9 protein-coding genes and 1 pseudogene are annotated in these 14,943 nt (G+C 60.7%); 4 read left to right on the forward strand and 6 right to left on the reverse strand.

From position 1 onward, the window contains the following. The first annotated feature begins 357 nt into the window (after nucleotides 1-357). Nucleotides 358-1,761 carry an XAC2610-related protein gene (locus tag YA0848_RS22660; protein ID WP_169902641.1) on the forward strand — a complete coding sequence of 468 codons (1,404 nt, stop codon included), beginning with the start codon at nucleotides 358-360 and terminating at the stop codon, nucleotides 1,759-1,761. A gap of 42 nt (nucleotides 1,762-1,803) precedes the next feature. Here YA0848_RS22660 and YA0848_RS22665 read toward each other — a convergent pair whose 3' ends face one another. Continuing rightward, entirely contained in the window at nucleotides 1,804-3,369 is a 1,566-nt protein-coding gene (locus YA0848_RS22665) for a methyl-accepting chemotaxis protein (protein WP_169902640.1), read from the reverse strand. Between the two features lie 163 nt (nucleotides 3,370-3,532). On the opposite strand from YA0848_RS22665, the gene YA0848_RS22670 reads away from it, so the two are divergent. Continuing rightward, on the forward strand, nucleotides 3,533-5,731 hold the full coding sequence (locus YA0848_RS22670) for an OsmC domain/YcaO domain-containing protein (RefSeq protein WP_169902639.1): 2,199 nt from the start codon (nucleotides 3,533-3,535) through the stop codon (nucleotides 5,729-5,731). A 175-nt stretch (nucleotides 5,732-5,906) separates the two neighbouring features. Here the strand turns inward: YA0848_RS22670 and YA0848_RS22675 are convergent, their stop codons facing one another. From YA0848_RS22675 to YA0848_RS22685, 3 genes and pseudogenes are all read right to left on the reverse strand, one after another. Further along, complete coding sequence (locus tag YA0848_RS22675; RefSeq protein WP_169902638.1) at nucleotides 5,907-7,298, reverse strand: hypothetical protein; 1,392 nt, start codon at nucleotides 7,296-7,298, stop codon at nucleotides 5,907-5,909. 58 nt (nucleotides 7,299-7,356) lie between these two features. Next, nucleotides 7,357-7,839, reverse strand: a complete 483-nt coding sequence (locus YA0848_RS22680) for a VOC family protein (protein WP_169902637.1) — start codon at nucleotides 7,837-7,839, stop codon at nucleotides 7,357-7,359. Between the two features lie 124 nt (nucleotides 7,840-7,963). Continuing rightward, nucleotides 7,964-8,116 (reverse strand): annotated as a pseudogene (locus YA0848_RS22685) (GNAT family N-acetyltransferase); the annotation flags it as partial. A 226-nt stretch (nucleotides 8,117-8,342) separates the two neighbouring features. Here YA0848_RS22685 and YA0848_RS22690 point away from each other — a divergent pair. Together YA0848_RS22690 and YA0848_RS22695 are read left to right on the forward strand one after the other, a co-directional pair. Then, on the forward strand, nucleotides 8,343-9,194 hold the full coding sequence (locus YA0848_RS22690; protein WP_416146542.1) for a prohibitin family protein: 852 nt from the start codon (nucleotides 8,343-8,345) through the stop codon (nucleotides 9,192-9,194). A gap of 94 nt (nucleotides 9,195-9,288) precedes the next feature. After that, entirely contained in the window at nucleotides 9,289-9,786 is a 498-nt protein-coding gene (locus tag YA0848_RS22695; protein ID WP_034098117.1) for a DUF2867 domain-containing protein, read from the forward strand. Nucleotides 9,787-9,824: 38 nt separating this feature from the next. On the opposite strand, the gene YA0848_RS22700 is transcribed toward YA0848_RS22695, so the two are convergent. Together YA0848_RS22700 and YA0848_RS22705 are read right to left on the reverse strand one after the other, a co-directional pair. Next, on the reverse strand, nucleotides 9,825-11,984 hold the full coding sequence (locus YA0848_RS22700) for a TonB-dependent siderophore receptor (protein ID WP_047883012.1): 2,160 nt from the start codon (nucleotides 11,982-11,984) through the stop codon (nucleotides 9,825-9,827). A gap of 253 nt (nucleotides 11,985-12,237) precedes the next feature. After that, entirely contained in the window at nucleotides 12,238-14,799 is a 2,562-nt protein-coding gene (locus YA0848_RS22705) for an autotransporter family protein (protein WP_169902635.1), read from the reverse strand. Nucleotides 14,800-14,943: the final 144 nt, after the last annotated feature.

Here is a 14,943-nt window from a genome sequence, read left to right on the forward strand (position 1 = left end):
GCCAACCCCCCCCCCAAAGTTTTATCTGTCCCGGGTTTGATCCGGGGCGGAGCGCGACTGCTGCAAACCTAGCCTTTGAAACGCAATGAGCCCAGACAGCACAGAGCCCAATGTGGGAGGGGGCTTGCCCCCGATCAGGCTGGCTCAGTAATGGATAAGCCAACTGACACGCCGCCATCGGGGGCAAGACCCTCCCACAGTTTTATCTGTGTGGGGCTTGTTGTCGGCTAACGGTTCCATGGCATCCCCTTCGCGTCAGAAACACGCAACATAGCAGCGCACCGCGCGCGCCATCAGCGATTTGTTCACGGTTTGCCTTTACACTGCGGCCCCCGGATTTCAGCAAGGATGCTTTACATGCGTTCGCTCGTCAGCGCAGTGCTTGTCTCTACGATGTTCGCGGCCACGGCCATGGCCGAACCCCGCTCGTTTTCGCTGAATGACCCCAGCGGCCAGTTTCTTGTCGAAGTGCTGTTCCCGGATGTGCCGCAGGACTTGCAGCAACTGGCGCCGGCGCTGATTACGCTGCGCGACAAAACCTCCCTGGCGATCCTCCAGCAATTTTCCACACCCGCCGCCGGAGTGCCGCTCGATGGCGACGGCAAGACCCTGGACTGGCGCCTGGTCGGCGAAAACGGCGTGGTGTATTTCGCCGATATCGACCAGGACGACCGCCAGGACCTGGCGATTCGCAACGGCGACGGCGCCGATGCAGGCTTTCAGTCGAACTACGATGTGTACCTGCAAGACCCCCAGCAACCGCGCTGGGTGCTCAACCGCCCCCTCACGGACCTGGCTAACGGGACCTCCGGCGGCATGTTCTCGGTCACCCCCAAGGACGGCATCATCCATTCGCAGACCGACCGTGGCTGCTGCTGGACCCGCGCCAGCCGTTGGCAAATGCGCAACGGCGAGCTGGTACGACTCAGCGCCTATACGCAACAAGAAGTCCCCGCCAGCGACGATGACGACACCAGCATGCCCAAGGGCTACATGCTGCGCACCACTGGCGAATGGAAGGACGGCCAATGGCACGAAACCCCTCGGTTGGAAGGGCCGGTCAACGAAGACCCACAGATGCTCGCCGGCACCCTCAACGGCAAGATCCCGGTGCAGCTCTGGTATCAGCAGCGAGGCGAGGTACTGATCGGCGAAGTGCGCTACACCAAAAGTGGCAATGGCAAGCCGATCAAACTGGTGGGGTCTATGGGCGACTACGAGGACAAACCCTTCGTTTACCTGCACGAATCGACCGAGGATGGGCATCAGACCGGCACCTGGCAAATCACCCGCGCTAGCGTCGAACCGTTCGATTACAGCGGTACCTGGGTCAGCAGCGGCAAGAAGGGCGCATCTGAGTTGACGGTGCAATTGCACGCCGTGGACCGCGAGCCGGAGTACGCCAAGTACGGCGACGTGGCCCGCGACCAACGCAGCGGCCACTATCAGATGCGCGACGACTACCTGGGTCGCGACGGTGACCTCGACCTGAAGATCCTGCCGCAGCGCGACGCCCAAGGCCGGGAAGTGGCTGAATTCAGCGTGACCCTCAACGACACCGGCACCGGCAAACCCATTGTCACCACGCAACAACGTGTGCCCATGGAAACCGACAATCTGATCATCGTGCGCGCGCCTCTGGCCGCCAAAGGCACCGGCCCGTATCACATTCAGTTGGTAAAGGATTTTGCTGTGATCAAGCACAACGCGGAGCCGGACTTTCCCGACTACCTGACGGGGATGTATCGCCGGCAGCCTTGACGCTGCCTTGGATGCATCCCCGCGCACCACTACAGATTTGGCCTAGCGATTGAACCGCTCGACCAGCGCGTACTGAGTCGACGCGGTGTCGGTCAGCTCCTTGCTCAGGGTTGTCGATTGGCGGGCCTGCACCGAGGTCTGATCGGCCAGCTCGGCAATGGTGGTGATATTGCGGCTGATCTCTTCGGCCACCGCGCTTTGCTCCTCGGTGGCGGCGGCGATCTGGGTGGTCATGTCGGTGATATGGGACACCGCCTCACTGATGCCTACCAACGCCTGGTCGGCCTCCAGCACCCACGCCACGCCTTCCTGGGCTTGGCGCTGGCCGTTCTGCATGCTCTGCACGGCGTTGTTGGAGGACGCCTGCAACTGCGTGATCAGCCCATGGATCTGAGTGGTCGATTGCGTGGTGCGCTGGGCCAACTGACGGACTTCGTCGGCCACTACGGCAAAGCCGCGCCCCTGTTCACCGGCGCGGGCTGCTTCGATGGCGGCGTTGAGGGCCAGCAGGTTGGTCTGGTCGGCGATGCCTTTGATCACATCGACCACGCTGCCGATTTCATCGCTGTCGCGGGCCAGTTGCGCCACGGTGACGCCGGTCTCGCCGACCACCGCCGACAAACGCTCAATGGCCTGGCGAGTATCGCGCGCCACGTCGCGGCCACGGCCGGTCAATACGTTGGCTTGCTGGGTGGCGTCGGCGGTGCGTTGCACATGGCTGGCGACCTCCTGAGTGGTGGCGGCCATCTGGTTGACGGCGGCCGAGACCTGTTCGGTCTCCACGCGCTGACGGTCCAGGCCCCGGGAGCTGGCGGAAGCCAGTTGGTCGGATTGAGCGGCCAGGGCGCTGAGTTTTTCGGCACTGTCCTGCAGGCGGGTGAGGCACGTTTTCAGGCGCGCGTTCTGGCTCTGGAAGGCGGTTTCCAAACGTGCCTGCGGGCCGCGAGCGTCGCTGTACATCTGCGCGATCAACGCATCCGAGGTGGACGGCTCGACCCCTTGCAGCAGGCGCAAGGTGCTGCCTTGGCGCGCGCTCGAACAAAGCAGGCCGATGGGCACCGCCACCGCCACGGCGACCGCGACCGCCACTGGCGCACTGAGAAACAACCCGGCCAGGCTGCCGGCAATACCGCTGGCCATATAGGGCACGCAGCTCAATAGATGGGGCAGCCAAGCGTCTTGGCGCGGTACAGCGGTTTTGCTTTGGCTGATCCGTTGATAGAGAGCCTGGGCGCGGCGGATTTCATCGGCAGTGGGCTTGACCCGCACCGACTCGAAACCGACCACCCGGCTGCCGTCGAATATCGGTGTGACGTAGGCGTTGACCCAATAATGGTCGCCGTTCTTCGAGCGGTTCTTGACGATGCCCATCCAGGGCAAGCCCTGTTTGAGCGCGCTCCACATGTGCGCGAATACGGCCGGCGGTACGTCGGGGTGACGCACGATGTTCTGGGGCGCACCGATCAGATCGTCACGTTCAAAGCCGCTGATTTCGACAAAGGCATCGTTGCAGTAAGTGATCATGCCCTGCACATCGGTGGCGGAGATGAGTTTCTGCTGCGGCGCGAGGGAAATCTCGCGTTGTGTTACGGGCTGATTGTTGCGCATTCGGACTACTCCCTGGTTGCGCCCACTCCATCGGCGGCAAGTCACAAAAAGTTAATATTCATTTGGCAATTGATCCGCCGCTGGTCAAAAGCCTGAAACTTCCCGAGGAAAAACCCCATAATGGCGGCCATTTTTGTTTAGCCCGTTATTCTGGTGTGCCCGTATGGAAATTAAGGTCAACTTTCTCGACAACCTCCGACTTGAAGCCAAGTTCGATGACTTCACGGTGATTGCCGACCAGCCCATTCGCTACAAAGGCGATGGCTCGGCCCCGGGCCCCTTCGATTATTTCCTGGCGTCGTCGGCGCTGTGTGCGGCGTACTTCGTGAAGCTGTACTGCCAGACGCGCAATATCCCCACCGAAAATATCCGCTTGTCGCAGAACAACATCGTCGACCCGGAAAACCGCTACAACCAGATTTTCAAGATTCAGGTCGAGTTGCCGGCGGACATCTCCGATAAGGACCGTCAAGGCATCCTGCGTTCCATCGACCGCTGCACCGTGAAGAAAGTGGTGCAGGCCGGGCCGCAATTCGTGATCGAAGAAGTAGACAACCTCGACGCCGACGCCCAGGCCTTGTTGATGCCCAGCGCGTTGTCCGACGGCGGTACCTATATCGCCGGTAAGGACCTGCCGCTGGAACAGACCATCGCCAACATGTCCGGCATCCTGGCTGACCTGGGCATGAAGATTGAAATCGCGTCGTGGCGCAATATCGTGCCGAACGTGTGGTCGCTGCATATCCGCGATGCGCACTCGCCGATGTGCTTCACCAACGGCAAGGGCGCGACCAAAGAGAGCGCTCTGGCGTCGGCCCTGGGCGAGTTCATCGAGCGGCTGAACTGCAACTTCTTCTATAACGATCAGTTCTGGGGCGAAGAGCTGGCCAACGCGGCGTTCGTGCATTACCCCGATGAGCGCTGGTTCCAGCCCGGCCCGAACGATGAACTGCCGACGGAAATTCTCGACGCCTATTGCCTGAAGGTCTACAACCGCGATGGCGAACTGCGTGGCTCGCACCTGTTCGACACCAACTCCGGCAACGAGGAGCGCGGCATCGTATCGCTGCCGTTCGTGCGTCGCTCCGATGACGAGGTGGTGTATTTCCCGTCCAACCTGATTGAAAACCTCTACCTCAGTAATGGCATGAGCGCCGGCAATACCTTGGCCGAAGCCCAGGTGCAGTGCCTGTCGGAGATCTTCGAGCGGGCGGTGAAGCGCGAAATCATCGAAGGCGAATTCGCCCTGCCGGACGTGCCTGCCGAGGTGCTGGCCAAGTACCCGAACATTCTGGCGGGTATTCAAGGTTTGGAGGCCCAGGGTTTCCCGGTGCTGGTCAAGGACGCGTCTCTGGGGGGGGAATTCCCGGTGATGTGCGTGACCCTGATGAACCCACGCACCGGCGGCGTGTTCGCCTCGTTCGGCGCACACCCGAGCCTGGAAGTGGCGCTGGAGCGCAGCCTCACCGAACTGCTGCAAGGCCGCAGTTTCGAAGGCCTGAACGACCTGCCGCAGCCGACCTTCGAAGCCCAGGCGGTGACCGAACCGAACAACTTCGTCGAACACTTTATCGACTCCAGCGGCGTGGTGTCGTGGCGCTTCTTCAGTGCGCAGTCGGATTACGAGTTTGTCGAATGGGACTTCTCCGGCCAGGGTGAAAATTCCAACGCCGAGGAGGCGGCGACGTTGTTCGGCATTCTCGACAACATGGGTAAAGAGTCCTACATGGCGGTGTACGAACACCTCGGCGCCACGGCCTGTCGTATTCTGGTACCGGACTATTCGGAAATCTATCCGGTGGAAGATCTGATCTGGGACAACACCAACAAAGCGCTGTTTTTCCGCGCCGATATCCTCAACCTGCACCGCTTGGACGACGCAGAGCTTGAGGCGTTGGTTGAGCGCTTGATCGAAAGCGAATTGGACGATTACACCGACATCACTACCCTGATCGGCATTGAGTTCGACGACAACACCGCGTGGGGCCAACTGACCATCCTGGAACTGAAACTGCTGATCTTCCTCGCCTTGCGCCAATACGAAGAGGCCAAGGAGTGCGTGGAGATGTTCCTGCAATACAACGACAACACCGCCGAGCGCGGGTTGTTCTACCAGGCGCTCAACGCCGTGCTGGAGATGGAACTGGACGACGATCTGGAACTGGCGGACTACGAAGTTAACTTCCGGCGCATGTTCGGCGACGAACGCATGGACGCTGTGATCGGCTCGGTCAACGGCAGCGTGCGCTTCCATGGCCTGACCCCGACCAGCATGAAGCTCGAAGGGCTGGACCGGCATTTGCGCCTGATCGACAGCTATAAAAAACTGCATAGCGCGCGAGCGGCGGTGTCCATCCGATAAGCCTTTTGCGCAGTTTGCTTACCAAAAAAAGCAGGCTCGCCGCAATGAGTGTGTCTTGCCCCGATTCCCTGTGGTCAGCATAAAGATTGGTGGCACCGCGCCACCCTGTGGTGAGCAAGCTTGCTTGCGCTGGGCTGCGCAGCGGCCCCAAAGCCAGGCGCTGAAGTGTTACCTGTTATTCGAACTTATCGATGCGTGTATCGGCGTAGAAAAACTCGTTCTTGTCCGTGCTCGATTCGTAGAAGTAGGCGTAATCACTCAGGTAGTACACATGTTCGACGCGGTTGTACTTATCGTCATCGGTGCGGCATGCCAAGGCCTTGGCATTCCCCAGCAGGTTGGGGTTGAGTTCGCGGGCCGGCAATTCGCGTTCGACGACGCAGCGGTTGATCTGCACCTTGTTATAGCTGCCCACCAGGCTGTTGAGTGTCGAGCGGGTGGTCTGGTAGACCACGGTTTCGCCGACCGGCAGGGCCTGCCAATTGCCGGTCAAGCTTAACTGCGTCAAGGTCGAGCTTTCCGCCATACCGGTGCCGCCGTACGTTGTCTTCGACACCAGCGATACCAGGTTGCGCCAGCTCACCGACTGGGACTCATAGCCGTCGCCGCGATGGACGATCTGCAGTTGACCACTGGCCTTGTCCTGGCTGATGAAGTGCTCGCTGGTGCTGTTGGACGTCTTGCCTTTGAGGGTCGATGTGCCGGTGAAGTGCACATACTTCAAGGTGCGCGCGGGCTTGTCCTGGTTGAAGGGTGCAAGCGCGGCCAGCACCTGGGGCTGCACCGACGACAGGGCGATGACGGCCGGCGCTTTCAGGCGCGGCTTGAAGGGGTCCAGCTTGGCGATTTTCTCGGGGGTGACGCATACGGTGTCGAACAACAGCGCATAGTCGGCGTCGCTGCCCGCGATGGGCTGTGGCGTTGGGAAACTGTCGACCCGGCCATCGCTCACGCGGTTGCGCACGTCCAGATCGTAGCCGGCCAGTTCCTTGTACGTGCCGTTGGAGCAGGACACCGCGAAGTGCTGGCGTTTTTGCGCATAAGGTGCGTCGTAGGGCAGGTCGTTGAGCACCGTCGGGTTATCGAAGGCGGCCCAGAAACGGGTTTCACCCTGCACAGTCTTGACGCTGGCGGCGTCGAGCAGTACCCAGTTATCGCGCGCATCTTTGCTGACCAGGCGCCAGTCGGGCTTGGGCGTTTCAGCACAGGCGCGGACAAATGTCTGGTTGGCGGCCAAGGTGGCATACAGCGTGTCAGACAGCTTGCGCGCCTCGGTATAGCGCCCGGCTTTGAGCGGGTACACGCGTTGGGAACCATCGAGGTACAGCAGGTGCAATTGCTTGGACGAGCACGCCGCTTCGAACTGCATAGTGCGCCGCACGCCGCCGGTAGCGTCGTGCATCAGCAGCTCGAAGCTGAGCAAGTCGCCTTCGCGCACGATGCTGTTCTCCACCAATGGTTGAGCCAGGGTGTCGGCGAGCATCTGCTCGACTTTGCCGGACTGGGTGGCACAACCGGACAGGGTGGCGATGCCACCGGCCAGCAACACAGAAGTCAAAACGCGCACAAGAACCTCATTGAGTCCATTCGGGGATGCCAGGATGACGGCCGCCGGGGGTGAATCTTTAGGTTTTTTTCACGGCCGCTTCGATGGCAGCAATGTCGATCTTACCCATGCCCATCATCGCGTCAAAGGCACGCTTGGCGGTGGCCGCGTCGGGGTGGGCGATCGCCTGGGTCAACGCCCGCGGTGTGATCTGCCACGACACTCCCCACTTGTCCTTGCACCATCCGCAGGCACTGGCCTGACCGCCGTTGTCGATGATCGCGTGCCAATAGCGATCGGTCTCGGCCTGATCATCCGTGGCCACCTGGAACGAAAATGCCTCGGTCTGAGGAAATATCGGCCCGCCGTTCAGCCCCAGGCACGGGAGGCCCATCACGGTGAACTCTACCGTCAGCACATCGCCTTGCTTGCCCGACGGGTAGTCGCCCGGTGCTTTGTATATGGCGTCTACGCTGCTGTTTGGAAACGTCTTGGCGTAAAAGCGCGCCGCCTCTTCGGCCGTGCCGTTGTACCAGAGGCAGAGGGTGATTTTGCTGGGCATGCTCGTTCTCCAAGGTGAAGGGGTGGAGATAGTCTAGACCACGCGCTTCAAGCCTAGCGTGCCATCAGCAGCACGGATGCCGCCTCGCCGGTGTGCCAATGGCCGGCGGCGACGTAAAGGGCTTCGACCTCACCCAGTTGGATTCGCGATGAGCCAGGGTTGCGTCCAGTGAATCCAAGTAGTGGGCAGGCATCAGGTCACGATAGGCGTGCTGCCAACTGTTGATATGCACCTGGGCAATGGCCCGAGCGTCGGAAGGCAGTGCTTTGCGAATCATTGATCGGCTCCTGGTGCGGACACGTATCACTAGCGGGGTATTTCAATAGGCCGTCCGTTGACGACGGAATAACGCGGGCTTGGGGCAAGCACGACGCGCAGTTTCAGGACTGTGACGCTGCTATCAGTACGGCAAATTTGCCTGGTTATCCTCCCACTTGGGACGCGGTTCAGGGTATCGTGCCGCCAACTTAACGAAGGGACGCGACGTTTCGATGAACAATAAAATGGTTACTTATGCCGCTGCAGCGGTGGGTTTGGTCGTGGTGGTGTCTCTGGCCACCAGTTGGTTCACGGTCGATGAGACCGAGCGGGGTGTGCTGTTGCGTAACGGTGCGATGGTAGGCGTGGTGGAGCCGGGCCTGTCGTTCAAGCTGCCGTTCATTGAGTCGGTGCGGTTTATCAGCATTCAAAGCCAGGCTACCCAGTACGCCAATCTCCAGGCGTACAGCAAGGACCAGCAGACCGCCAAGTTGCAGGTCTCGGTGTCCTGGCACATCCCTACCAGCGATGTCACCAAGGTGTACACCAGTTACAAGGACTTGGATGGCGTGCGTGACCGCCTGATCGCTCGTCAGGTGCCGACCCAGGTGGAAAACGTATTCGGCCAGTACAACGCGGTGTCGGCGGTGCAAAACCGCGGCAAGTTCGTCGCGGATGTGACCAAGGCCATCCGCGATTCGGTGGTTGGGCCAGTGGTGATCGACGGCGTACAGATCGAAAACATCGATTTCAGCGATGACTACGAGCGTTCGATTGCCTTGCGCATGAAAGCCGAAGTGGAAGTCAAAACCCGCGAGCAAATGCTGCAGACCGAGCAGGTGCAGGCGCAGATCCGGGTGACCCAGGCCCAAGCGGAGGCCGACTCGCAATTGGCCCAGGCCAAGGCGGATGCCGAGTCCACGCGCTTGCGCGGCAACGCCGAAGCCGACGCGATCCAGGCCCGCGCCAAGGCTCTGGCCAGCAACCAGAACCTGATCGAATTGACCAAGGCCGAGCGCTGGAACGGCGTACTGCCAACCACCATGCTGCCAAACAGTACGGTGCCGTTTATCGACGCCAAGCAGGTCGATCGATAATGTTTTGAATGTGGGAGGGGGCTTGCCCCCGATGGCGCCCGGACTGCCGACCACGTTCACGACTCAGCTGCATTCATTCAGGGAAACCCCTCACATGACCTTGCTTGCCCGGCCTATCGATCCACCGCCAGAAAGCCTGATCCGTGACTGGTACGCGAACGCGCAGTTGCTTGATAGTTTTGTCGTGCCTATCGACGCGGCTGACGTCTCCATCAATGACCTCGCCGTACGCGCCTTGGGTTCGCCGCCTGTGTGGTTCAAGGTGCTGATCGCGATCCGCGATGGTGTGATGGGGCCGTTGGGCGTGCGGACCTCTGGCGAGGTGCGTCGCGCCCATTCGGATAAAGCCCATATCGACTTTTTCCCCGTGCTGGAGCAAAGCGCTGACGAGATGGTGCTGGGGGAAAATGACAGCCACCTGGATTTTCGTCTTTCGCTGCTTCGACGGCGCGACGAGCAGGGTGAAGTGCTAATTGCCACGACGGCGGTACACACCCACAACCGGCTGGGGCGTATCTACATTCTGCTGATTCGCCCATTTCACAAGCTGGTGGTGCGGGCAACGCTGATGCGTTGCCGCCGTCGGCGCTAGCGCCGGCGGGGGGCCGTCGACGCGTGTTGCCTGAAGCCTCAGAAACTGTACTTGGCCGTGAGCATCATGTTGCGCGGGTTGCCGTAGGCGTCGCCGCCATAGCTCGCCGAGTTGGCGATGGTGGAGTAGTAGCGCCGGTCGAAGATGTTGTTAGCGTTGACCTGCAGGTCGAGGTGGTCGTTGACCTTGTAGCCGGCCATCAGGTCGGTGACGGCGTAGGCGCCTTGTTGCAGACGGTAGGTGCTGCCGTTGGCCAACGGGATATCGTTGTACAGGCGGCTCTGCCAGGAGATGTTGCCGCCCACCCGCAGTTTTTCCAGTGGGCCCTGGAAGTTATAGCGGGTGGTCAACTTAAACAGGTGTTCCGGGACGTCGGTATCGAACTGCTTGTTGACCAACTGCGGCTTGGCGTCGTCCTTGATGGTGTGGGTGCGTGCGTAGGTGTAGCCACCACCGACCTGCCAGTTTTCGGTCAATGCGCCTTGCAGTTCGAAGTCGATACCCTGGCTGCGGATCTCACCTGATGCCTGGGAGCACGAAGCCTGCGGGCAGTTCGGAACCACCACCTGCACAGCACGGTTTTCCTGGTCGATGCGGAACAGCGCAACGCTAGCGTTCAGCGCGCCGCCCAGGTATTCGCCCTTGATGCCGACCTCATAGTTCTTGCCAACGATGGGCTTGAGCGGCGCGGCGCCGGTGTCCTTTTCTTTTTGCGGGGTGAAAATGTCGCTGTAGCTGACGTATACCGAGTGGTGATCGTCCAGCTCATAGATCAGGCCGGCGTAGCGCGTAAGGTTGCGGGTGACGTGGAAGTCGCCGTCGCCATCGCGGTTATCGTAGTCGTACCAGTCCAGGCGCCCGCCGAGGATCAACTTCAACGGGTCTGCCAGGCTCAGGCGTGTGGTGACGTAAACGCTGTCCTGGGTGGTGACTTCGCGCTGGTTGTTGGTATGGACGAAATCCGGCTTGCCTGCGGTGAGTGGCCAGTTGAGGTCGTAGGGGCTGTAGTTGTGGGTGGTCATGTCGTAGATGCGTTTACTCGCGCCGACCACCAGTTCATGGCTGCGCCCGAATGCCTGGAACGGGCCGCTGACAAAGGCGTCGACCCCTGCCTGGTTTTCGTCGTACTTGGCCTGGTAAACCGTACGTGCCAGGGAGTTGTTGACCCAGCGCGATTGGTACGAGCCGGAAAACAGCGCGTTCTGTTCGGCATAGTTGGCGTTGACTTGCAGGTTCCAGTCATTGGCCAGGCGCTGGCGCAGTTCGGCGAAGACCGTGTTGATTTCCTGATCCTTGTTTTCCCAATCGGTACCGGGGTTGTAGGAGCGCGGCAGGTCGAGGTGATGGCCGTCCTGGCCGATCATCGAGGCGCCCCAGAAGTAGTTGGTTTTGTCCTTCTGGTTGGAGAAGCCCAAGGTCAGGGTGGTGTCTTCGCTCAGGTCGGCTTCGGTGACAGCGTAAAACAGGCCGTGACTGTTTTCGGCTTTGTCGATAAAGCTGTTGGCGTCGCGGTACGACGTCACCACTCGGCCGCGCAGGGTGCCGCTGTCGTTGAGCGGGCTGGACGCGTCGAGTTCGCCGCGATAATCGTCCCAACTGCCGGCTGCGCCGGTGAGGGTGACTTTCTGCTCATCCAGCGGGCGCTTGCGCACCATATTGATGGCGGCCGACGGGTTGCCCGCGCCAGTGACCAGGCCGGTGGCGCCGCGCACCACTTCAACGCGGTCGAACATCGCCAGGTTCGGCTGCGCACCGACCGACGCGCCGTTGTAGCCACTGGGGATACCGTCATACATCAGGTTATCGATGTCGAAGCCCCGGGAGGTGTAGGTCTGCCGACCAGGGCCGTCGGAGTAGTTCAGAAACAGACCAGGCGTGGCGTTGACCACGTCGTTGATGCTGGTCATCGCCTGGTCGTCCATGCGCTGACGGGTGATCACGGTCACGGCCTGCGGGGTTTCGCGCAAGGTCAGTGGCAGCTTGGTTGCGGTACTCATCGAGCCGGTGGTGTAGGACTGGGTGCCTTCGGTGGTCTGGCCCAATTGGCCTTCGCCGGAAATTTGCGTGGCGCCCAGTTCCAGCGTGGTGGCCGGTGCTTCTGCATCGGCGGCGTAAGCCAGGTGGGTGGTGGCCAGACAGACCGCCAATGTCATCAGACTGAGTGAAAAACCATTGCCACCGTGTGATTGCACAGACATGAAACTGACTCTCCCCGAGTGCCGTCCGTGGCCAATAAGAAATATGTTGAGAACTATTCGCGTTAGTCTGGCAGATTCAGTCTGTAGGAAAAAGCCTTAGGGAAGAATTAGTTAACGAATTTTTCACATCGGCGCATGTGGCGTTTGGCCGCTATTCAGCTGAAGAGGGCACGAAGTGAAGGGTCGCACCCTCGACCGAAAGGGTTGACCCCAGCCGTTGACCGGCACTGCGCCGGCCAGCGCCGCCGGTTGGTCAAAACTCCATGCGCAGGCCCAGCGTGCCTTGGCGCCCGTTGAAGGTATTGCTGTCCAGATTGCGGTTGTAACCGACCTCGCTGTACAGGCTGATGCCTTTCGCCACCTCCAGGCTCGCGCCGACGCTGAGGCCCAGGGTGGTGGACTTTTGCTCGGTGTCGATGTCCGTCAGGTGATCAAAGGTGACGGTGTTCTGCCCCGCACTGGTGTGCCACACATTGGCCCTGGCATAGGGTTCGAACGGCATACCGCTGACCTGATACTCACCGCGCAGGCGCACGCCCAGGCGCGTGGTGACGCGGGTGTCGGCGTTGAAAGATACATCGGAAACCCCGTCGTTCTGCCGTTCCAGCTTGGTCTTGCCGATGATCACCTGAGCCTGGGGCTCTGCAATCCAGGTGTCGTTGATCGGCAGCGGCCAACCGACTTCGGCGGAGGCGGTGACGTCGTGCCCGCGGGTCTTCATCTTCACCCCACGGTCCGATTCATTGTGACCGTCGAAGCGTGTGCCCATCAGCACCAGATCCAGATACGCCTGGTTGGCGCCGAGCAGCGTCCAGTACACGCCCAGACTGTCGCCGCGCAAGGTGGTGTTACCGGTGTCCTGGTCCTGGCGCGCGTCACTGAAGCCTTTGACGTCGCCCTTGAGGGTGCTGTGGCCGACGAAAAAGCCGGCCCGCTGCTGCAAGCCGTTGTCGAGGACGCCGGCGTAGACATCGGTGCCCACCTGGAATCCGGACACGGAACTGTCCAGCGTTGGGCTGACGGTGCCGGCGTAGCTTTGTCGGCTGCTGTTGCCATATACCCGGCCCCAACCGGCCGCGAAGGCGCCGGTTTGCTGTTGCTGAAGCTGGTCGCCCAGGCGTTCGTGATAAGTGCCCAGCATGGCCTGAACGACCTGTTGCACGGCTGGGAACAACACGGCATAAACCGACACTTCGGGGCGGTAGATGGGCAGTGGGTCGACTCCGGGGTTCGGCGGCAGCGGCGGTTCGCCAGGGATGATCCCCGGCAACGGGCCGATAATCACCGGGTCGATCGGTACGGGTGGGATGCTTGAGCGCAGGTAATAGTTTTCTGAGGTTCCCGCCGTGACGCCGCCTTTGAACAAGTAGTAATCAAAGGCGCCAGCGGACACCGGTTTGCCCAGTGTGAAGGCAGTATCGCTGCTGGTGGCACCGTTGAGGGCCTGCACCACCTGGATGCCATCCTGTAACGAGGCCGCCCCCGTGCCGCCCAGGTTAGTGACGTTGATCAGCGTATTGCCCTGCATCGTGCCCTGGCTGACCACCAGTTTGTCGCTGGGCGAACCGTCGCCGTCCAGCTTGCTTTGCAACAAGAGCTGCCCACCATTGCCGGTGTAATTGCCATTGATGGTCAAGCTGTCGGCGGTACTGGAACTGCCGGTGGTCATATCGATGGTGCCGCTGTTGGTGACGTTGACGGCTTGGCCGTCGGTGAACGGCGCGATCACACCGGTGTTCACCAACAGTTGACTGGCGCCGTCGATTGTCAGTTTGCCGGTGCCTGTGGCGCTGTCGCCCAAGGTGAGCGTGCCGCCCAGTGTCAACTGCGAGCCGTTGTCCAACTGGATGGTTTCCCAATTGGGAAACAAACCCGGATCTGCGGCCTTGGTGTTGTCCAAGGTCAGCGTGTCATTGCCAAGGCCACCGTCGATCAGTTGGGCAGGGGCCAGTTGCGTGTTGACCAGACCTTTGAGCAGGGCTTTATCGTCGCCATCGGCCAACAGTACGAAAGAGTGCAGATTGCCTCCCGACCACTCGAAAGTGTCATTACCAAAGCTCAGCAGTATGCGTCCGTTGACGTCGCCACCTGAGACTTCCACCCTGTCATCGCCGCCGCTGACGCTGATATTGCCCCCTACAAAGGCCGTACCCGAAATCAGAATGGTGTCCAGGCCGAAACCGGTCACCAGGTTGCCTATGATTCTGCCCCCGGACATATCGAACGTATTGTTATCCAGCTTCATGTCGACGCGGCCGATGGTGCCGCCGGACATCTTGGCGTTGTCCCCATCTTCGAAGGCGCCGGTGATGGTGCCGCCACTCATGCTGAACGTGTCGAGTCCGTCGCCCTGAGCGAGCGACGCGACAGTGCCACCGCTCATTGCAAAATCGTCGATACCGGCGCCCTGAGTGAAGGCTCCACGCACGTTGCCGCCGCTGATCTGCGCTATATCCCGGCCCCCGCCCTGGCTGACCGAGCCGGTGATATCGCCGAGGATGGAGCGGAAGATATTGCTGCCGTCACCCATGGAGAGATTGCCCGTGATACCTGCGGTAGGTCCGTTAATGTCCACCAGATCGTTGTTGGCGCCGAACGTCACGTTACTGGTGAGCCGACCCGAGCCGCTGATATTGAGGGTGTTATTACCCCCGGTGTCGGCAAAGCCTGGAGCGGTACCGCTGTCGCAGGTGGAGATATCGTCGCCCGCCGTGTTGTTGATTGAGCAGGCGCCGTGAGCAGGCGGGGGCAAGATGATCAGGGCAAAGGTTGAGGCAATGCCCAAGTAAAACCAGGAGCGTTTCCATGTGCGCATGATCCGACCTCATTCGAGAGGGGCTTGCCCCAGTCGCCTGAAGGCTAGGGGCGGGTCATGCCATGACAACGTGATGAGCGATACGAGGCAGGGAATACGGGTTACCTGTTCGAAAACACCGGCCAATGCAAAGGGTTGGCATGG

Source organism: Pseudomonas sp. S4_EA_1b, from assembly GCF_016307435.1.
Lineage (GTDB): Bacteria > Pseudomonadota > Gammaproteobacteria > Pseudomonadales > Pseudomonadaceae > Aquipseudomonas > Aquipseudomonas rhodesiae.

Excerpts from the sequence above, each read along its gene's own strand:
- YA0848_RS22695 (WP_034098117.1), top strand. The coding sequence starts at position 9,289 with ATGACCTTGCTTGCCCGGCCTATCGATCCACCGCCAGAAAGCCTGATC.
- YA0848_RS22665 (WP_169902640.1), bottom strand. The coding sequence starts at position 3,369 with ATGCGCAACAATCAGCCCGTAACACAACGCGAGATTTCCCTCGCGCCG.
- YA0848_RS22680 (WP_169902637.1), bottom strand. The coding sequence starts at position 7,839 with ATGCCCAGCAAAATCACCCTCTGCCTCTGGTACAACGGCACGGCCGAA.
- YA0848_RS22705 (WP_169902635.1), bottom strand. The coding sequence starts at position 14,799 with ATGCGCACATGGAAACGCTCCTGGTTTTACTTGGGCATTGCCTCAACC.
- YA0848_RS22700 (WP_047883012.1), bottom strand. The coding sequence starts at position 11,984 with ATGTCTGTGCAATCACACGGTGGCAATGGTTTTTCACTCAGTCTGATG.
- YA0848_RS22690 (WP_416146542.1), top strand. The coding sequence starts at position 8,343 with ATGGTTACTTATGCCGCTGCAGCGGTGGGTTTGGTCGTGGTGGTGTCT.
- YA0848_RS22670 (WP_169902639.1), top strand. The coding sequence starts at position 3,533 with ATGGAAATTAAGGTCAACTTTCTCGACAACCTCCGACTTGAAGCCAAG.
- YA0848_RS22660 (WP_169902641.1), top strand. The coding sequence starts at position 358 with ATGCGTTCGCTCGTCAGCGCAGTGCTTGTCTCTACGATGTTCGCGGCC.